Genomic DNA, 19,874 nt, shown 5'->3' on the forward strand with positions numbered 1-19,874 from the left:
TCCTCAACCACTTTAAAATTCATATTAGCCGCGGGGGACGCTAAGCTGAGCTACATGGCTTGCTGTGAGCGAGCGCGTGCTACGCCTTGCCGGGGAGGCATTACATCACAGATGTTTGTACCAGCGCGCGTAAGAAAGTATACTCGCGAGCAATTTCATTTTCCTGGTTGGTAAAGACAATATGGAACAATACATCGATTTTTTAGGTAGAAACCCCATTCTCAGCATTATCTGGCTGGTTTTGGCGGCTATGTTGGTTTCAAGCTGGTTAAAAGGCATGTTTTCCAAGATCCGTCAGATCAATCCACAACAGCTGACTATTCTGGTAAACCGTCAGGAGGGCCAGGTGTTTGACATGCGTGCGCAAAAAGAGTTCAACAACTCACGCATTGCGGGCAGTGAGCACATGAATGTGGAAAAAGCCAAACAAAATGATTTCGCAGGACTTGAAAAGTTCAAAACTAAGCCCATTATACTGGTGTGTAACACTGGCATGACCGCATCTGGCATTGCCAGCAACATGTACAAAGCCGGCTTTGAGCAAGTATATGTGTTGTCGGGTGGCTTTGGCGCCTGGCAAACAGCAGGCCTGCCAACCGCGTCGGGTAAATAGGAGTAAATATGAACCAAGTTGTTATTTATACAAAGGATTATTGTCCTTACTGTCACCGCGCTAAGGCGCTGTTGGATAGCAAAGGTGTCACATATACCGAGTATGATATCGGCGCTCAACCCGAGCTGCGCGAAGAGATGATCAACAAAGCCAACGGTGGCCACACTGTGCCGCAGATCTTCATCAAAGAGCAGCACATCGGCGGTTGCGATGACATGATGGCGCTTGAAGCGCAAGGTAAGCTTGACGCATTACTGAAGTAATTTTTAGCACAGCGGGTACGGGCCCGCTGTGCTGCCCCACATTAAATAAAGACGAATAATTAGGAAGAACAATGACAGAGCAAAACAACGCAGCTGCTGCAGAAGAACAACAAGGTCCACAATTTAACATTCAGCGCATCTATACCAAAGATGTATCTTTCGAAACGCCGAATTCTCCGGCTATCTTCCAAAAAGAGTGGACCCCTGAAGTGAAGCTGGACATGGATACACGTTCTGCCAAGCTGGACGAAGGTGTATACGAAGTTGTTTTGGCACTGACTGTGACTGCGTCATTAGGCGAAGAGACCGCATTCCTGTGCGAAATTCAACAAGCGGGTATTTTCTCAATCGGTGAACTGGAAGAGCTGCAAATGGCGCACATGTTAGGTGCATTCTGCCCGAACATTCTGTTCCCGTACGCTCGTGAAGCCGTTGCTAGCCTGGTTAACCGTGGTACTTTCCCACAACTGAACCTGGCACCGGTTAACTTTGACGCGCTATTTGCTCAGTACATGCAGCAACGTGCCGCGCAAGAGCAACCTGCTGACGCATAAGTGATGAATACAGCACAATCAGCTGTGACCGTATTGGGGGCGGGGTCGTATGGCACCGCCCTTGCTATTTGTTTTGCCCGCAACGGTCATCAGGTTACTCTTTGGGGGCGCGACAGTGCTGCTATCGAGCAGTTAGCCAGCTCGCGTCAGAATACCCGTTATTTACCGGATATTGACTTCCCTGAGTCACTGCAATTGGAAGCCGACCTGACTCAAGCCGTTCAGGCCAGCAAGCTGGTTTTAGTGGTGGTGCCCAGTCATGCGTTCGCACAGACTCTGGCGGCCATTAAGCCTCATTTACTGCCTGGTACAAAAGTTGCCTGGGCGACAAAAGGGCTGGAGCCGGATACCGGTCGTTTACTTCAGGATGTGGCGCTGGACGTACTTGGTGAGCAGGTGCCGCTAGCCGTGTTGTCCGGGCCGACCTTTGCTAAAGAAATGGCCGCGGGGTTACCGACGGCGATTTCGGTATCGTCTCGCTGCGAAGCATTTCGGGCTGAACTGGCCAAGTTGCTGCATTGTGGCCGCTCGTTCAGGGTTTACAGCAATGATGACTTCATTGGTATTCAGCTTGGCGGTGCGGTGAAGAATGTGATTGCCATTGGTGCAGGTATGTCCGATGGTTTCGGTTTTGGCGCGAATGCCAGAACTGCCTTGATCACCCGCGGGTTGGCGGAGTTATGCCGACTCGGATTGTCGCTTGGCGCACGCTCTGAAACCTTTATGGGTATGGCGGGGCTTGGCGATCTGATCCTCACCTGTACCGACAACCAGTCTCGTAACCGTCGTTTTGGTCTGGCACTGGGCCAGGGCAAAAATGTCGAAGAAGCGATGCAGAGCATAGGTCAGGTGGTGGAAGGGTATCGCAACACCAAAGAAGTGTACTTACTGGCAAAACGCACAGGCATCGAGATGCCGATCACGGAGCAGATCTATCAGGTGCTGTATCAACAAAAAGACGTCAAAGAAGCCGCGATGGCCCTGCTTGGCAGAGAGCAAAAGTCGGAATAAACGGATGTCTGAGAATAAAAAAACCGAGCCTGTGTGCTCGGTTTTTTATTGGTTCCAAATCGGTATTATTAAGCGATCTGCTTCTCCGCCAGAGTCAGCTCCATGGTAGCCTTGAGCAGGCGATAGAGGTTAATCGAGGCGTCTATCTCTTCTTTACGGTTGGTCAGGCTCTCTATGTTCAGCCCCAGCGGCACATCCAGGTGGGCACAGCTACGTAAAATTGAATCCAGATTCTCACGGCAAATACGGATCGATTCGCTCAGCGTGTTGTCCGCATCCAGCATACGCCACTTGGTTGCTTCGGGCACTGAGATCCCCAGCCACTCCATAAATTGCAGCGTCTTCTCACCCCCGCACGGGGTAAAGGTCAGGATCAATCGCTTTGGCTCAATGCCTTGCTGTTTGCAGGTTCGGGCATAGCTGGTGATCAAATCTATGGTCGCCTGAGCATTGTAAACTGCCTGAGAAATAAAGAACTCACAGCCCTGCGTGGTTTTTTCAATCAAGCGTTCATGTTCATTACGTTTTGAAGCATGGCGCTCTGCAATGGTGACGCCACCGAGGAAAAAGTTTTCTTCATGCTGAGCGAATGCCTGATAGGCCTCTGGTAATGGTAAGTTGATTTTACCTTGTGAAGACGGCGAGCCAACCAGCACCAGGTTGTTCAGGCCAAACTCCTGCTTGGTGGTGCTAAGCCACTGGGTAAATTCAGCGCTGTCACGCTGCGTGACGCTTTTGTAGGTGATCACATCCAGCTGCGACAACGACTTAACCAGACGGCTGTATTCACACGGGTCGACGGTTTCCTTAAACGGAAAAGGGCGTGGCACATTAGTGCGACTGCTTTCATCCTGAATGTCGTAAACCACCACACCGTCGTATTCAATTTCGTGTAAGCGGTCGAGCAGCTTAGTGGCAATACGCTTAACTTTTTCCTGCTCCGTACCAGATTTGGGCGGAGTCGTACCAATCAAATATACCCCTTGGTTCGGGTCTAAGATTTTCTCTTGTAGTGATAACGCCATGGTCTTGGTTCCGGCAAAAATTCAGTGTCTGAGATCTAATATAGCAGCCATTTAGACGTCTAGATAGATTTTTTTCTTGAAACTAATTCAATGGCGATGAAATTCTTTCATAGTGTTTTCACTACAAGGAAACAAACCTTTGTTTTGCAGATGAGTTTAGCGAGCGTCATGCAGTTCATATTTTTTTACATAAATTGGGCGCGTAAAGATGAATTAAGGCGGGATTGCGGCATAATTGGCAACCATGGGCCTTGATGTAGAGAGGCCAATAATAAGAATCACTGCAAATTTTAGGGAAGCATATGAAATTTAAATTACTGGCAACCAGCCTGGCTGTGTCACTGGCACTGGCTGGCTGCGCAGCCACGTCGCAATCAACTCAGCAGGCGCCAACCAGCGTTGAGGCTCAGGCTAACAACAAAGTATTCGCTCAGGACTATGTACTCGAAGAGCTGGACAATGGTCTGCGCGTGATGGTGGTAAAAACCGATTATCCGGATGTGGTTTCGCTTCAGATCCCGGTATCTGTTGGTTCGCGTAACGAAGTGGAGCCTGGCCGCACTGGCTTTGCGCACTTCTTTGAGCATATGATGTTTAAGGGCTCTGAGAAGTTCCCACAGGATGTCTATGCCGACATTCTGAAAAACTCAGGGGTGGATAACCGCGCATACACCACCAACGATTATACTAACTATCATTTGAATTTCTCTAAAGAACATTTGGATAAGGTGCTGGAGATCAAAGCAGATATCTTCCAGAACCTCAGCTACAGCGAGTCTCAGTTCCGCACTGAAGCGTTGACCGTGAAAGGCGAGTACCTGAAGAACAACGCCAGTCCCATCCGCAAGTTATTGAGTGCGGTGCGCAAAGAAGCCTTTGACAAGCACACCTACAAGCACACCACCATGGGCTTTTTCGAAGACATTGAAGCCATGCCGGATCAAATGGAATATGGTCAGATCTTTTTTGAGCGCTTCTATAAGCCTGAGTACGTCTCTATCGTGATTGTGGGTGATGTGGATCCGCAAAAAACCATGGAGATGGTGAAAAAACACTGGGGCGGCTGGCAGCGCGGCAACTATGTTGCTGATATTCCGGTTGAACCCAAACAACAGCAAGCCAGATATGTGCATGAACACTATGACGGCCTGCCGGGTCACTGGTTACTGGTCTCTTATAAAGGCGCTGCATGGGAGCCTGAGAAGAAAGACCGTGCGGCCTTGGATCTGATCTCGCAACTGTATTTCTCTGAAAACTCCGAGCTATATCAGGATCTGGTGGTCGACAAGCAAATTGCCAGTCAGATGTTTACCTACAATGCCGAGACCAAAGATCCTGGTCTATTGCATGTTTTCGTGAAGGTCAATGAAGAAAGTGACCTGGCCGTAGTGCGTGACGCCATCAACCGCACTTATGCTACAGCACGCACTGAGCTGGTCGACAGCGACAAACTGGCGGCGCTGAAGTCTAATCTCAAGTACAGCTTTGCCAATGATTTAGACTCGTCACAGGCGATCGCCAGTATGCTCGCACAGTACATGCACTTTGAGCGCGACCCTGAAGTGATCAACACCTTATATGCGACCAGCGACTCTGTGACCGCAGAAGACATTCGCGATGTTGCCAACCGCTATTTTGTCGACAGTGGCCGCACAACGGTGACTATGTCAGACTTGCCTGAAGTGGCAGGGTTTGACAAAGAAGTGGCGCTGGATGAGCTGGTTGCTGAGCTCAGTGAGCCTAAACAACGTCATTTCTCCGTTCTGGATAACACCAATGCATCGCCTCTGGTGGATGTGAACTTGTTGTTCTACACCGGGGCTGCGGCCGATCCACAAGGCAAAAAAGGCGTGGCAGCGCTGACAGCGGCTATGATTGCCAATGGTGGCTCGCAGAGCAAATCCTATAAAGAAATCCAAAAAGCCCTGTATCCGATTGCCGGCAGCTTCGATTATCAGATTGATAAAGAAATGCTGTCTCTGCGTGGCCGGGTGCACAAGGACAATGCCGCTCAGTGGTATGCCTTAGTCAGTGAGCAGTTACTTAACCCGGGCTTTCGTGAAGATGACTTCAAACGCCTGAAAAAAGAGCTGATCGACAATATTAAGGCAGGCCTTAAGGCGTCTAACGATGAAGAGCTGGGCAAAGAGGTGCTATACCACAAGCTGTATCAGGGCCATCCGTATGAAAGCTATAACCTGGGCGATTTGTCTGATCTCGAAGCGCTGACGCTCGATGATGTCAAAGCTTTCTACCGCAGCCAGTTTACTCAGGCAAAGCTGAATGTGGGGATCACCGGGGCGCTGGATGAACAACTGAAAGCACGTATGCTGAGCGATCTGGGTCAGTTGCCAAAAGGCGAAGAAGTGCGCCTGACTATTCCGGATGCGCCGGCACTGACGGGTCGTCATGCCACCATCATTGAGAAAAGTGCGAAATCGACGGCCGTCTCGTTTGGCTTCCCAATCGATACCATTCGCAGCAGCAAAGACTGGACTGCCTTATGGCTGGTGCGCTCTTACTTTGGTGAGCACCGTAACTCAAACGCTTACCTGTTCCAGCGTATTCGTCAGGTGCGTGGTATGAACTATGGTGATTATGCTTACATTGAGTATTTCCCGCGCGGTATGTTCCAGACCAAACCGGATGCCAACCTGGGCCGCTCTGAGCAAATTTTCCAGGTATGGTTACGTCCGCTGCGTTCTAATAACGACGCTCACTTTGCAACGCGGGTTGCACAGTTTGAGCTGGATAAGCTGATCAAAGAGGGCATGACGGAAGGCGATTTCGAGGCGACTCGCAATTTCCTGAGCAACTTTGTGCCGCAGATGGTGGCCAGTCAGGACCGTCAGCTGGGTTATGCGCTGGACAGCCAGTTCTATAACACGGATGAGTTTGTGACCTATGTGCGTGACCAGCTGGCATCGTTGAGCGTGGAAGACGTCAATCGCGTGATCCGTGAAAATCTGCAAAGTGACAACATTCACTATGTCTTTGTGACCGGCGACGCGGCTGATATGAAAGCGCGTCTGGTCAATCAGACTGAATCTCCGATGCATTACAATGCAGAAAAACCGCAAGCGCTTATCGATGAAGATAAGCAAATTGCCAACTACAAACTGGCTGTTCCGGCTGCTAACATCGAGGTGATGAACGCAGAAGCGGTCTTTAAGTAACGCCCCATCAGAGCCCTCTACCGGGCTCTGAGTTTGTCAGGCGGGTCTGGTATCCGCCTGGTTTCCCATCCTCTGTTCGCTATTTCGGGTTATAATTAATAACAAATTGATGCAATAAGCATTTGACTATCACTGCTAATTTACCGCGTTGCAGGGTAAGATAGACAAAGGCTTTGGAATAATTGAAATAGTGCAGTTTATGAGACACGAGATCTGGCAAAAGCTTCGTCAGGAAGCGACCGAATTAGTAGACCGCGAGCCGCTGCTCGCCAGCCATGTTTACTCAAGTATTTTAAATCATGAATGCCTCGGTGCGGCATTGAGCTTTATCGTGGCGAACAAGCTGGCAGACGCCGTGGTGTCTGCGTTCACCATTCGTGAATTGTTCGATCAGGCGTTTGTAGATTGCGACCGCATGCTCACCCATGTCGCCCATGATATAAAAGCGGTTAAAGATCGTGACCCGGCTGCCGATAGCTATCTTAACGTTATTTCAAACCTTAAGGGCTTTCATGCAATACAAGCACACCGACTCGCCCATTGTTTATGGCGACAAGACAGAAAAGAGCTCGCACGTTTTATCCAGAGCCGTACATCCGAAGTATTTGGTGTTGATATCCATCCTGCTTGTAAAGTCGGCCATGGCATTATGTTTGACCATGCGACTGGTATAGTCATTGGTGAAACCGCAGTAATCGAAAATAATGTCTCTATTTTACAATCGGTGACCTTAGGCGGTACGGGTAATGAACAAGGGGATCGTCACCCGAAAATACGCGCAGGCGTATTGATCGGCGCAGGTGCAAAAGTACTGGGTAATATTGAAGTGGGCGAGGGCGCGCGGATCGGCGCAGGCTCCGTGGTACTCAAAGCCGTTGAACCACACACCACTGTGGTAGGGGTACCGGCAAAAGTGGTGGGTAAACCGCCATGTGCCTGCCCGGCCGAATCGATGGATCAGAACTTCCTCGATGAGGATCTGATTGCCCGCAACGAATCTCATACCAGCGCCATGCTGTAGCATCGAACACATCACAGGCGGTGCAGATGGATAACCTGGGCCAAAAGATAGGTTACATGCTATTGGGTGCAGCCGTTGCTGCACCGCTGACCTGGTGGCTGGTTGCAGCACAGCCTGTCAACTCACCAGCGTCAGTCATGGAGACGCATCCCGACAAGCCGCTGCCTCCCGCTAACCCGGCGAATGACGCCGTTGAGGCCACTGTACCGACAACAACAGACACGCTTGCAGAGCTCACTGCGTTGCGCCAGCAGGTGCAACAACTGCAGGGGGAGCTGGCACAGACACAGGCCGCAGCAAGGGCCGAGCCGTCAACAGAGCCGCCGCGTTCAACTGCATCCGGCAACATAAATCGCCAGCTGGCAGATATCTTTCAAACCGAATCGCGCGACCCGCTGTGGGCCGATGAGCTGGAATTACAGCTCGGAGATTTTCTCTATACCAGTGATCTCAGTCATTACTTTGCTTACGCCAGTTATGGCTGCAAGCGTCACGTCTGTCAGCTGAGTTTTGTACCGCGTAGTCAGGGCGTCGATGCGATGCAGTGGCAGCGCCTTAACGACCGCCTTTTTAACACCCCCTGGATCCAGCACTTCAAGGTCAGTGCAGCGCAGCAAACCGCGCAGGGAATGCAAGTGCACCTGAGCACTAAAAGCATTCGGGAATTGAGTACTGAATACTAATCACAGTCCGTCGTACGTTCGTTGTCCGGTGCATGTGGCGCGACCTCCAGCACTTGCGTTTGCAGGCGGCCATCGTGCAATTCAGTGGTTAACACATCGCCCACTGCCACGTCCTGCGTTGATTTAACGACTTTCTGCGCTGATTTGGTAATGCTATAGCCACGTGCCAAAACGGCCAACGGACTGACACTGTCGAGCCTGGCCGCCAGTAACGCCAGTTGTTGCTGGTGCTGTTGTTGCGAGGTCTGCATCGCGCGAATGAGCTTATCTCTCAGGCTGTCAAGATGCGCTCTGGCATACCGTAGTTTCTGCTCTGGATGAAACTGTGCCAGGCGTTGCTGCGCCAGTGCAACACGGCTTTGTGCCCGATGTTGCTGGTGGTTCATTGCCCGGTGTAAGCGGCTGCTGAGCTCATCCACTTTTTGTGCCTGCTGCATCAGCTGAGTTTGTGGATGTTGCAGTAACAGGCGTTGGTGTACATTGTGCAGTTGTTGCCCTTGTTGGGATACATAACGCTGCATGGCCCCCGCCAGACGCTGTTTTTGCTGGCGTAACTGAGCCAGAATTTCCGCGCCATCGGGGCTGACCAGCTCTGCTGCGGCAGAAGGTGTTGGTGCGCGCAGGTCGGCGACATAGTCACTGATGGTGGTATCTATCTCGTGGCCGACGGCGCTGATCACCGGTAGCTGACTGACAAACAGGGCTCTGGCCACGGCTTCTTCGTTAAAGCACCACAGATCTTCCAGTGAACCACCACCACGGCCAACAATCAGCACATCTACTTCATTGCGACTGTTTGCCAGAGCAATTTGCGCCGCAATCTGGTGGTGGGCTTCCTGACCTTGCACCTGAGTTGGGTAGATCACCACCTCCAGTTGCGGTGCCCGGCGTTTCAGGACCGACAGAATATCTCTGATCGCCGCGCCGGTCGGGGAGGTGACAACGCCCACCCGGTTGATGCGCGCAGGCAGGGGGTGTTTATGCTGGCTGCTGAACAAGCCTTCGCCCGCCAGGCGCAGCTTGAGTGCTTCGAACTGTTGTTTTAACAGGCCTTCACCTGCCGGTGCCATCTGTTCGACAATAAGCTGGTAGTCGCCGCGCGGTTCATATACCGATACCCGGGCCTGAACCAGCACCTGCTCACCATTTTGTGGCCGGTAGCGGCAGTAGCGGTTGTTGCCACGCCACATGGCGGCTTTTACCTGGGCTTTGTCATCTTTAAGAGAAAAATACCAGTGCCCGGAAGCCGGGGCGACAAAGTTGGAGATCTCGCCGGTCAGCTGCAAAGAAGCGAACCCCTGTTCCAGCAAACTGCGGATCTCACGATTGAGGCGCGAGACCGAATAAACTTTTTCTTGTTGTGGCAACGACATACTCAGCTCCATAAAAAATTCACGCATACTCTAGCATATTTTTGCTAAATTTTATTTACTCGCATATGGAACGCTGATAAAATGCGCTCGCAATTCCTTATACTCAGTTTCACTTGAGAGATGCCGCACACATGTTAAGAATTGCAAAAGAAGCCCTTACCTTTGACGACGTACTTTTAGTACCCGCTCATTCGACTGTTCTACCACACACTGCGAACTTAAAAACCCGCCTGACTCGTGGTATTGAACTTAATTTGCCATTAGTTTCTGCCTCTATGGATACAGTCACTGAAGCACGCCTTGCAATTGCACTTGCACAGGAAGGCGGCCTTGGATTCATCCATAAGAACATGACCATTGAAGAACAAGCGCGCAATGTACGCAAAGTAAAAGCGTACGAAGCGGGGATTGTGTCTTTCCCGGTTACCGTAACCGCAGACAAAACCATTGCCGATACTTTGGCGCTGGCTGAAGAAAACGGCTTCTCAGGCTTCCCGGTCGTGGGTGAGAATAACCTGCTTGAAGGTATTATCACCAGCCGTGATATGCGTTTTGAAACCAAACTGGAAAAGCCAGTGTCTTCTGTGATGACGCAAAAGTCGGATCTGGTGACGGTAAAAGAAGGCGCATCACGCGAAGAGATCCTGGGTCTGATGCACGAGCACCGCATTGAAAAAATCCTTGTGGTCGACGACGCTTTCAAACTTAAAGGCATGATCACCGTTAAGGATTACCAAAAAGCACAGGAAAAACCAAACGCGTGTAAAGATGAGCAAGGTCGTCTGCGCGTAGGTGCTGCGGTTGGTGTGGGTGCCGGTACCGACGAGCGTATCGCTGCGCTGGTTGCTGCGGGTGTTGACGTATTACTTATCGATACTTCACACGGTCACTCTCAGGGCGTGATTGACAGAGTTAAAGCCACCCGTGAAGCGTACCCGGACTTGCAAATTGTTGCGGGTAACGTGGCGACGGCTGAAGGTGCTGTTGCACTGGCAGACGCTGGTGTTGATGCGGTTAAAGTGGGTATTGGCCCTGGCTCTATCTGTACCACACGTATCGTAACCGGTTGTGGTGTGCCTCAAATTACCGCAATTTCAGATGCAGTAGATGGCCTGAAAGGTCGCGACATTCCGGTCATCGCTGACGGCGGTATTCGTTTCTCTGGTGACATCGTTAAAGCGCTGGTTGCTGGTGCATCTTGCGTTATGGTGGGCTCTATGCTGGCAGGTACTGAAGAAGCACCGGGTGAAGTTGAGCTGTATCAGGGTCGTTACTACAAGTCATACCGTGGTATGGGCTCACTGGGCGCGATGAACCAAAAAGAAGGTTCGTCAGATCGTTACTTCCAAAAGAGCAACGCTGCTGAAAAACTGGTTCCGGAAGGCATTGAAGGCCGCGTGGCTTACAAAGGCCCAATCGCCACCATCATTCACCAACAAGTGGGCGGGATCCGCAGTGCCATGGGCCTGACTGGATGCGGCACCATTTTGGAGCTGAACACTAAACCTCAGTTTGTCCGCGTGACCTCTGCGGGTATGGGTGAGTCGCACGTCCATGACGTACAGATCACCAAAGAAGCTCCTAACTACCGCATGGGCTAATCCCGGCGGGTAAAAATGGGCTGGCGGTTGCCGGCCCTTCTTAATTCTAGTGTCTGCCTTCAGACAAGGTGGAGACAAACAATATGCGCCTGGCAGGCAAACTTGCCCGGTCATTTAGGTAAAGTTCAGTTGTTCTGCTTTACTAGTTTTATCGCTTCCTAACAAACGAGATTATCAATGAGCAAAGACATCCATGATTCCCGTATTTTGATCTTAGATTTTGGTTCTCAATACACTCAATTGATCGCCCGCCGGATCCGTGAGATCGGCGTTTACTGTGAGCTATGGGCCTGGGATGTAACCGAGGAGCAGATCCGCGAATTTAATCCGCAGGGTATCATTCTGTCAGGTGGCCCGGAGTCTACGACTTTAGAAGGCAGTCCGCGCGCGCCTGAATATGTGTTCAATGCCGGTGTGCCTGTGCTGGGTATTTGTTACGGCATGCAAACCATGGCGTCGCAGCTGGGTGGTAAAGTACACAGCTCGGATAAGAAAGAGTTTGGTTACGCGAAAGTTGAAAAAGTGGGTAACTGTGCCCTGTTTGAAGCGATTGAAGATCACATCGAAGACGGCATCGGCAAACTGGATGTGTGGATGAGCCACGGCGACAAGGTCATCGAGATCCCTGAGCAGTTTATCACTTCTGCAAAAACAGAAACCTGTCCGCATGCAGCAATGTCTTGGGAAGAGAAACGTTTCTACGGCGTGCAGTTCCACCCGGAAGTAACGCACACGCAACAAGGTCTGCGCCTGCTGGAGCGCTTTGCGACGGATATCTGTGGCTGTGAAAAACTGTGGACACCGAGCCAGATTATTGAAGATGCGGTGGCACGTATTAAAGAGCAGGTAGGTGACGATGAAGTGATCCTGGGCCTGTCTGGCGGTGTTGATTCATCTGTCGTTGCTATGCTGATCAACCGTGCCATCGGCGACAAACTGACATGTGTATTCGTGGACAATGGTCTGCTGCGTCTTAACGAAGGCCAGCAGGTAATGGATATGTTCGGCGATAAATTTGGCCTGAACATCATTAAAGTCGATGCGGAAGACCGCTTCCTGAATGCCCTCAAAGGCATTGATGACCCGGAAGATAAGCGTAAAGCGATTGGCCATACCTTCATTGAAGTATTCGACGAAGAAGCGGGCAAGCGTGTTAACGCTAAATGGCTGGCACAGGGCACCATCTACCCGGACGTGATCGAATCTGCGGCGTCAGCCACAGGTAAAGCACACGTGATCAAGTCTCACCACAACGTAGGTGGCTTGCCGGAAGACATGGAGCTTGGCCTGGTAGAGCCGCTGCGCGAGCTGTTTAAAGACGAAGTACGTAAGATTGGTCTGGAACTGGGCCTGCCGTACGACATGCTATACCGCCACCCATTCCCGGGTCCTGGTCTGGGTGTGCGAGTTCTTGGCGAAATCAAGAAAGAGTACTGTGACCTGCTGCGTCGTGCCGACGCCATCTTCATTGAAGAGCTGCACAAGGCTGACTTGTACCACAAAGTGTCTCAGGCCTTCACTGTATTCCTGCCAGTACGCTCAGTAGGTGTGATGGGTGATGCACGTAAGTACGACTGGGTTGTGTCGTTGCGCTGTGTAGAAACCATCGACTTTATGACAGCACGCTGGTCTCACCTGCCGTATGAGTTCCTGGGTCAGGTGTCAAACCGCATCATCAACGAAATCGACGGTATTTCTCGCGTGGTGTACGACATCTCAGGTAAACCGCCTGCGACGATTGAGTGGGAATAAATACTCATCAGGTAACCTGATGTAGGTTAAGAAAAGGGCGAATAGGGTAACTATTCGCCCTTTTTGCTGATAAAAGCAGCAAACGATCCAAAAGTTGATATTTTCTCTTTACCTTTTCAAATTGCTCATTATAATGCGTCGACATTGCAGGGGCGTAGTTCCAATTGGTAGAACAGCGGTCTCCAAAACCGATGGTTGCGGGTTCGAGTCCTGCCGCCCCTGCCACTTCCTTTTTTATTTCCTGATTATTCCTGTATTTAATACAATTCAGATTGCAGTCATTGCACGCATATTCTAGAATCCCCAGCATTTAATTTTTCCGGTTTTTTTGCATGCACGCAGCTCAGGCTCAGTTACTTGGTATAATGCCACTTAAACTCAAATCTGCTTTTGATCCTAACCCGCAGCCCACGGCGTCTGCACCTCAGCCAGTTGAACCCACAGAGGTGGCGCTAACGTTGAGCGCGCAGTTACAACAGGATCTTTGCCTGGCTGCCAATGTCAGCGAACTCAGCGTTGCTGCTGGTGAGCCTCTGAGCTTGACACAGCGCGCGCAACAGGCACATCTGGTTATACCGGATGCATCACTGAGCGCGACGCAAAAGCGTGCCTTGTGGCAACAGATCTGGCGTGGACAATCATGACGGTCTCTATTCATGCGGACCATCTGGCAAGCTTGCCATTGCAACAGCTGATGGAAATTGAGCAGGCCTGTCATACGCATCCCTGGACCAGCAAGACCATGCAATCCTGTTTAAGCGGACGTTACTTTAATGCCGCGCTGTATCAGGACGAGCAATTGGTTGGCTTTTATGTCGGTGAGCGGGCAGGCCCGGACTTTACCCTGATGGACATTTGCATTGCGCCTGCGTGTCAGGGGCAGGGCCTGGCCTGGCAGTTGCTGGGGCACTTTATGGCAAGGTGTGAGCAAGACAAGGCCGAAAATATTTTTCTAGAGGTGCGGGTAAGCAATGAGGCGGCCATAGGTTTATACCGTAAGGCGGGCTTCACAGAGATGGGCGTACGTAAGAATTATTACCCCACAGCACAGGGGAAAGAAGATGCCCTGTTAATGGGCAAAGTGTTGTTTGATCCTGAACTGAGCGGTGACGCAAAGCGCTGAGCGTATTTCTGTTGCCCAAGCCCGGTTATTCAAGGTTGGCATGTTCCTGCTCAAGGGTGTATCTGATGGCCTGTGTCAGGCTTAACATGGCATATTCCCATTTGCTTGGGTTATCTTCGCGCAAACAGGTTTCTAAGTCGCCGGCCGCGCTGTGAATGTTGCTAAAGCCAAAACATCCGGCACTGCCCTTGAGGCTATGCGCCAGCGCTCTGAGTGACTCCCATTCCTGATCGGTAAAGAATTGTTCCAGCTGGGTGAGCTGATCGGGGAGTTTTTCTACGTAGTTGCGGCTGATCTGCAAATACTTTTCACTTTGCAGCAGTGAGTTCCATTGCGAGCTCTTGTCTTCTTCCAGTTGTAAATACTTCAGCAATACGGCGCCAAGCTTTTCACGATCAATGGGTTTAGCGAGTGTGGCGTCACAACCTGCCGCCAGGTAGGTATCTATGTCATGCTTCATCACATTGGCAGTCAGGGCAATGATAGGGCCGTCGAAAGCGGCGTGACGAAGCATTTCAGTCGCTTCCAGGCCGCCCATGACCGGCATTTGCATATCCATCAGGATCAGGTCGTAGTCGTTAACCAGTGCCATCTCCACGGCTTGCGCGCCATTTTTGGCAATATCTGGCTGCAGTCCCCAGGCACCGAGTAATAAGGTCAGTAGTTCCTGGTTGTCGGGATTGTCTTCAGCAAGCAGAATATCGGCTTCAAGCTGAGTTTGGTCCAGTTGTTGTGTGGATACCACATGATCGTGTGCCAGCTGGGCTTCGTCTTCAATCCAGGCAAATTCTGCTGCCGGGTGATTCGCTGCGACGCTAATGGTGAAGCGGCTGCCAACTCCCTGAGCGCTCTCTACACTGACATCACCTCCCAGTAACTGGGCGAGGTTTTTGGAGATACAAAGACCTAAGCCAGTGCCGCCGAAACGTCGGGTGGTGGTTGAGTCTGCCTGCTCGAAGGGTTTAAACACCCGCGACATTTCGCCTTGTGACATGCCAATACCACTGTCTTTGACTTCAAATTCGAACCTGGCAGTGTCTGCGCGATAACGGGCGCCTACCTCAATGCTGCCTGTTTCAGTAAATTTAACCGCGTTGGTAGCGATGTTAAGGAGGATCTGTTTAAGCCGGGTTTCATCGCTATAGAGTTGCTGAGGCAGTGGCAAGGCATAGTGCACGGTGAAGCCGAGCTGCTTTTGCTCTGCCATAGGGGCAATGATCGACTCCACGTCTTTGAGTAAATGAAGCAGTTCAATGGGGTCTTGTTCAACAGCCAGCTTTTCGGCCTCAATTTTAGATAGATCCAGAATGTTATTGATCAATTCCAGCAGGTGTCTGGAGTTACGTAAAATAGTATCTAAGTGCAGGGCTGAATTGGTGGCAGTGGGAGAATGCAGCATCTGCTCAGTAAATCCCATAATGGCGGTCAGCGGTGTGCGGATCTCGTGGCTCATATTGGCCAGGAAGCGGCTCTTAAGCTGGCTGGCTTGTTCGGCTTCGGCAATGGCCACTTCCAGCTGGCGATTCATTTCTTCCAGCGCCCGGGTACGGTTTTCGACTTTCTCTTCGAGGTGTAATTTGTAGTCTTCCAGCTCCCCTTGGAAATCCCGGATCTGTTTGATCATGTGATTAAAATCATCAAACAAGATACCCACTTCGTCATCATCGTGTGCTGGTAATGCAACCGACAAATCACCATCGCCAACCCGGTGGCTGGCTTCGCCCAGTAGCTCGATTGGGGTTAATAGTAAGTTTCTGACCACAATGAAAATCAGGATTGGGAGCGTGATCACAGATAAAATCACGATCAATGCGGTGGTTAAACTGATGGCTTTGCCCGACTGATATAAAATGGTCTTCGGAATGGTTGAGATATAATAATAACCGCCACTGAGCTGTGCACTATAGGTCATACGCCTGAGATTATCAATGGACGGCAAGACCAGAGAGTCCAGCTTACCTCTATCCGCCAGTGCATTGACCAGTGCCATTTCCTCAACGCTCAGGAAGCTTTGGTTAAAATGGCTGTCGGAGCTGAATAGGACTTCACCTGATGCCGACACCAGCAGATTTAAGGTGTTGTCATAGGGCGCTTCAAGAATACTGCTACTGATAAGCGAGGGGGCAACCTGAACAATAATGTAGCCCTCGCGCTGAGGCCGGTTGAGGTTGAAATCCACGCCATAGATCTGCTGGACAAAATAAAGTTGCGTGCCGCCGTCTTGTGACGCCTGCATAAACTGCTGCTGGCGCAGGTTGCTTTGCCTGACCTGGGCAAAAAAGGGATAAGACTGAGGCGCCCGATTGAGGTTGCTGGCATAGAATGCATGGCTCTGACCATGTTCATTTACCAGGTTAATACTCAGGATATCCGGATAGGCTTCGCTGTAGCTGGCAAATACATCCATGAGTGCCCCTAAGCGCTGGGTTTTTTCAAGGCTTTCTTGATCGGGTAAGCTCAAATAGTCACTGAGGACCGGAGAGGTCGACAGCAATTTAGTGGTGGACTGATAGATTTCCATGTAGTTGAACATTTTTTGCTGTTGTTGTTCAACAAAGCGACTGACAATGAGTTTTGCCTGCTTCTGGGTCGAGCTGGTGACATTGGTCAGTGTAAAGCCGCCGAGCAATAACAATGGCAGTATCACCAGAGGGGTGATATACCATAACAGCCTGATACTCAGCTTACTTGTTTTCATCCGTGTTCAATTCCATCTATCAACTTGGTGGTGAAACACCCCAGTATGACCACAAACGTGTCCGATTAATGTGTTATTGTGGCTTATATTACCGATTTTTGTGCAAAACGGCTATGCTATCTCATAAATTGGTTGACTCTGTTTACCCAAATTAGGTGCCCATCAGTTTATACCTTGGGCACCAAGCACTTACCTGTCTATGACTTAATTGTCTGTGACTTAACTGTCTGTGACTTAACTGTCTGTGACTTAACTGTCTGCACGGCTCATAAACTTAGATTCCGCAGTGTTGATTTTAATTTTATCACCGCTGGAAATGTGTTCAGGTACCTGTACTACTAAACCGGTTGTTAAGGTTGCCGGCTTAGTACGAGCACTCGCTGAAGCGCCTTTGATAGAAGGGGCCGTTTCTTCGATCACCAGCTCAACGCTTGAAGGCAAATCTAGTGAAACCGGTGTACCCTCTACAACTACAATCAGCAGACCTTTGGTTTCTTCATTGATGAACAGCACCTGCTCAGCAATAGAATCTTTGTGAATATGATAAGGAGTATAGTCTTCCTCATCCATGAATACATACTCTTCGCCATCGATGTAAGACAGCATTGCAGGGCGACGCGTTAAGTCTGCCAGTTGCAGCATTTCTTCGGCTTTAAAGGTTTCATCAACTTTACCGCCATTCACGACGTCGTACATACGCATACGGTATAAACTGCCGCCAGCACGGCCTTGCGGTACTGAGCGCTCAATGTCTCGGACGATCATGACGCGACCATTGTAATCAATCGCGGCGTGTTTTTTTATTTCACTGGCTTTAGGCATAAGATGCTTCCTGTTAGTCTAAACTGTGCGAGAAGTTAGCATGAAGTAGGGATCTCGCCAAGTATTGTGTTCCCAATCTGCCAGCTCAGCACATTATGTCTGGTGGTGCAGGAGCCTGTGCGCAGTGCAAATGACAAGGTATATCAAATAACAACAGGAGTCAGATATGGTTGAAGGGATGAAGCTGGGGTGCCGGTGTGGTCAGGTGCGCGGGCGTATTGCTGCGCACCCGCATTGGCAAGGAAACCGTCTGACTTGTTATTGCAAGGATTGCCGGGCTTATTTACAGCACCTGGAACGCGCGGACTACCTGAATGCGTTTGGTGGTACTGATATTTATCAGGTGCCTCCGGCGCATATCACTATTTCTCAGGGACAGGCCCAGCTGGCCTGTTTGCAACTAACCCAACGAGGTGTTTATCGCTTTTACACCCAATGCTGTAACACCCCGGTGGCTAATTGTTTTAGTGCCTTTTGGCCTATGGTGGGGATAGTACACAGCTTTGTGCTGGAGTCACTGGATGAGCAGGTCGGCCCGACCACCGGCAGTGTCTATTGTCGTGATGCACTTGCACGGGTGCCAGATGAACTCAAGGGCGCACGCTCACACAAGGCGATGGTATTGCGCCTGATTGCCAAGTTACTGGCCTGGAAGCTGTGCGGTAAAAACTCGCCGTCCGTGTTTTTTATCAGCGGCGAGCCATGTGTGGTGCCACAACAGCTTGCGCCTGGTAGTGCTGTTGATAAAGGCTAAAGCGAGTAAAGGCTCGACATGGCCTGATAACTTAAGCCAAAGTGCTGATTGAACCAGTTATTAACGTACTCGTGATGTGGTGCAAGCTTGGCGCAGCGTAATACATGCTCGCCACTGGCCGCCCCGAGTTTGTCTTCACAGTAGGTTTGTTGCCAGACGCTATCAAGATCGGCTTTAAACTGCGCTCGCAGCTCAGACAGCTGTTTGTCCAGGCGCGTGTTGACGTCCAAGAAGTGTGCTTTTTGTGGCGCCAGGTCCAATTGCGGAAAGTCTGCATAATGGCTTTGCGTATAATGCACCTGACTATCGTCGACCTTGTGCTCTATCTGCTGTGGACCCAGGCGACCCTGGTACATGATGTCCAGGCTGAAGTATTCCGTAAACTCTGTAACTGGATATTGGTAGGTTTTTGTCACCTCGACTTCCATCAACGAACCCGGCTCGGCCGGGTTAGGCTGCGCCTGTTCCAGTGTGTAGTGCTTCTGGCGGTTTACCAGTTTTGCATCGCGGGTATGTTTAAAAGTCGCATGAACGTTGAGCGCAAACTCCTTCTCCCCTTGCGGGTGATACCACAGGCTGTCCCGAAAGGCTTCATTTAGCTGCGACAAAACGGTTTGCAGGCGTTGTTTTTGGGTGCTGGTATCGTGCAATTGTACGGTCAGTTTGGGTGCTATGCGGATCCCGGAATAAAGTGCTCTGTCACTCACCTGAGCGCCTGCTGAATTGGTGATATTCCAGGCCTGACAGTATTTGCGGTAAAAGCGTTGTAAAAAGAGCCGATCCTGGCCCTGCGACGCTTTGAGCTTGTGGCACTGGCGCTCGGCATTTTCCTGTAACTGGTCCTGATACTGGGCGAAGGTGTTGCCTAGTCTGGCATTGGCAATCAAAAAGGCATAGCGCATTTCAAAGTAACGAAATGGATCAGGAAAAGCGGAGCGCGACAGCGACAAAGCTTCTTGTTGCAACCAGCTGGTGGCGTAGTGCAATTCTTCGTTTTGAGTTTCGGCCATCGGTCCGACGGGTTCAATATGCCAGCTCACCTGATTACGTAATAACGCCTCCAGTTTGAGGGCGGCACCGGTATGATTACCAGACAAACGCAACATACGCACATCAATCAGTCCACGGTCGATGATTTTGTTTCGCGCTAAGGTGAGTCTTTGGCGTGCTTCAACGTCCTGCGGGTCTTCGGCCAGTGCCTGTTCATAGAACTCAGCAGACTGATCGTACATCCCAGCTTCGTATAACTTGTTGCCCTTCTGGACTAAGCTTTTACAGCCTGACACTAGCAATACGCTCGCGATAATCAGTGCACACAATTTCGGTGTATTCATTGCGTCTTCCTTGTTCTGTTTGAAAGTGATACTTACCGCATAATAAATGCAGGACTTTGAGGAGAGAAAGC

The 19,874-nt window shown here is 50.6% G+C and carries 17 protein-coding genes and 1 tRNA gene; 13 read left to right on the forward strand and 5 right to left on the reverse strand.

What is annotated here, in order from left to right; all coding sequences use genetic code 11:
* Positions 1 to 181 precede the first annotated feature (181 nt).
* From L1285_RS11540 to gpsA, 4 genes are all read left to right on the forward strand, one after another.
* Positions 182 to 613, forward strand: a complete 432-nt coding sequence (locus L1285_RS11540) for a rhodanese-like domain-containing protein (protein ID WP_235412439.1) — start codon at positions 182 to 184, stop codon at positions 611 to 613.
* Positions 614 to 621: 8 nt separating this feature from the next.
* Positions 622 to 876, forward strand: coding sequence for a glutaredoxin 3 (gene grxC, locus L1285_RS11545; RefSeq protein WP_125717158.1), 255 nt, complete (start codon positions 622 to 624; stop codon positions 874 to 876).
* Positions 877 to 947: 71 nt separating this feature from the next.
* Entirely contained in the window at positions 948 to 1,430 is a 483-nt protein-coding gene (secB, locus tag L1285_RS11550) for a protein-export chaperone SecB (RefSeq protein WP_046006181.1), read from the forward strand.
* Between the two features lie 3 nt (positions 1,431 to 1,433).
* Positions 1,434 to 2,441: an NAD(P)H-dependent glycerol-3-phosphate dehydrogenase gene (gene gpsA, locus L1285_RS11555; protein ID WP_235412440.1), complete on the forward strand. Its 1,008-nt coding sequence runs from the start codon at positions 1,434 to 1,436 to the stop codon at positions 2,439 to 2,441.
* A 68-nt stretch (positions 2,442 to 2,509) separates the two neighbouring features.
* Here the strand turns inward: gpsA and L1285_RS11560 are convergent, their stop codons facing one another.
* Complete coding sequence (locus L1285_RS11560) at positions 2,510 to 3,466, reverse strand: methylenetetrahydrofolate reductase (RefSeq protein ID WP_235412441.1); 957 nt, start codon at positions 3,464 to 3,466, stop codon at positions 2,510 to 2,512.
* Positions 3,467 to 3,768: 302 nt separating this feature from the next.
* Between L1285_RS11560 and L1285_RS11565 the strand changes: the two genes are divergently transcribed.
* The 3 genes from L1285_RS11565 (at position 3,769) to L1285_RS11575 (ending at position 8,346) form a co-directional block, all read left to right on the forward strand.
* Positions 3,769 to 6,642 carry a M16 family metallopeptidase gene (locus L1285_RS11565; RefSeq protein WP_235412442.1) on the forward strand — a complete coding sequence of 958 codons (2,874 nt, stop codon included), beginning with the start codon at positions 3,769 to 3,771 and terminating at the stop codon, positions 6,640 to 6,642.
* A 199-nt stretch (positions 6,643 to 6,841) separates the two neighbouring features.
* The gene (gene cysE, locus L1285_RS11570) at positions 6,842 to 7,663 is read left to right on the forward strand and encodes a serine O-acetyltransferase (RefSeq protein WP_046006177.1); all 822 of its coding nucleotides are present in this window, start codon (positions 6,842 to 6,844) and stop codon (positions 7,661 to 7,663) included.
* 26 nt (positions 7,664 to 7,689) lie between these two features.
* Positions 7,690 to 8,346, forward strand: coding sequence for a hypothetical protein (locus L1285_RS11575; RefSeq protein ID WP_235412443.1), 657 nt, complete (start codon positions 7,690 to 7,692; stop codon positions 8,344 to 8,346).
* On the opposite strand, the gene xseA is transcribed toward L1285_RS11575, so the two are convergent.
* A complete protein-coding gene (xseA, locus tag L1285_RS11580) occupies positions 8,343 to 9,719 on the reverse strand; it encodes an exodeoxyribonuclease VII large subunit (RefSeq protein WP_235412463.1) in 1,377 nt (458 codons plus the stop codon). The two genes, L1285_RS11575 and xseA, sit on opposite strands and share 4 nt — an antisense overlap.
* A gap of 131 nt (positions 9,720 to 9,850) precedes the next feature.
* On the opposite strand from xseA, the gene guaB reads away from it, so the two are divergent.
* The 5 genes from guaB (at position 9,851) to rimI (ending at position 14,195) form a co-directional block, all read left to right on the forward strand.
* Positions 9,851 to 11,320: an IMP dehydrogenase gene (guaB, locus tag L1285_RS11585; protein ID WP_235412444.1), complete on the forward strand. Its 1,470-nt coding sequence runs from the start codon at positions 9,851 to 9,853 to the stop codon at positions 11,318 to 11,320.
* Between the two features lie 177 nt (positions 11,321 to 11,497).
* On the forward strand, positions 11,498 to 13,072 hold the full coding sequence (guaA, locus tag L1285_RS11590) for a glutamine-hydrolyzing GMP synthase (protein WP_046006173.1): 1,575 nt from the start codon (positions 11,498 to 11,500) through the stop codon (positions 13,070 to 13,072).
* A gap of 148 nt (positions 13,073 to 13,220) precedes the next feature.
* Positions 13,221 to 13,297 (forward strand) — tRNA-Trp (locus tag L1285_RS11595).
* A 107-nt stretch (positions 13,298 to 13,404) separates the two neighbouring features.
* Complete coding sequence (locus tag L1285_RS11600; protein WP_235412445.1) at positions 13,405 to 13,716, forward strand: hypothetical protein; 312 nt, start codon at positions 13,405 to 13,407, stop codon at positions 13,714 to 13,716.
* On the forward strand, positions 13,713 to 14,195 hold the full coding sequence (gene rimI / locus L1285_RS11605) for a ribosomal protein S18-alanine N-acetyltransferase (protein ID WP_235412464.1): 483 nt from the start codon (positions 13,713 to 13,715) through the stop codon (positions 14,193 to 14,195). Before L1285_RS11600 ends, rimI begins: the two co-directional genes overlap by 4 nt.
* A gap of 25 nt (positions 14,196 to 14,220) precedes the next feature.
* Here the strand turns inward: rimI and L1285_RS11610 are convergent, their stop codons facing one another.
* Positions 14,221 to 16,893 carry an ATP-binding protein gene (locus tag L1285_RS11610; RefSeq protein WP_235412446.1) on the reverse strand — a complete coding sequence of 891 codons (2,673 nt, stop codon included), beginning with the start codon at positions 16,891 to 16,893 and terminating at the stop codon, positions 14,221 to 14,223.
* Positions 16,894 to 17,142: 249 nt separating this feature from the next.
* Entirely contained in the window at positions 17,143 to 17,715 is a 573-nt protein-coding gene (efpL, locus tag L1285_RS11615) for an elongation factor P-like protein EfpL (protein WP_046006170.1), read from the reverse strand.
* Between the two features lie 166 nt (positions 17,716 to 17,881).
* Between efpL and L1285_RS11620 the strand changes: the two genes are divergently transcribed.
* Positions 17,882 to 18,469 (forward strand): DUF6151 family protein, encoded by a 588-nt coding sequence (locus L1285_RS11620; RefSeq protein ID WP_235412447.1) that lies wholly within the window; start codon positions 17,882 to 17,884, stop codon positions 18,467 to 18,469.
* Here L1285_RS11620 and L1285_RS11625 read toward each other — a convergent pair.
* Positions 18,466 to 19,803, reverse strand: coding sequence for a tetratricopeptide repeat protein (locus L1285_RS11625; protein WP_235412448.1), 1,338 nt, complete (start codon positions 19,801 to 19,803; stop codon positions 18,466 to 18,468). The genes L1285_RS11620 and L1285_RS11625 overlap by 4 nt on opposite strands.
* Positions 19,804 to 19,874: the final 71 nt, after the last annotated feature.

Source organism: Pseudoalteromonas sp. DL2-H2.2, assembly GCF_021532535.1.
GTDB classification, from domain to species: domain Bacteria; phylum Pseudomonadota; class Gammaproteobacteria; order Enterobacterales; family Alteromonadaceae; genus Pseudoalteromonas; species Pseudoalteromonas rubra_A.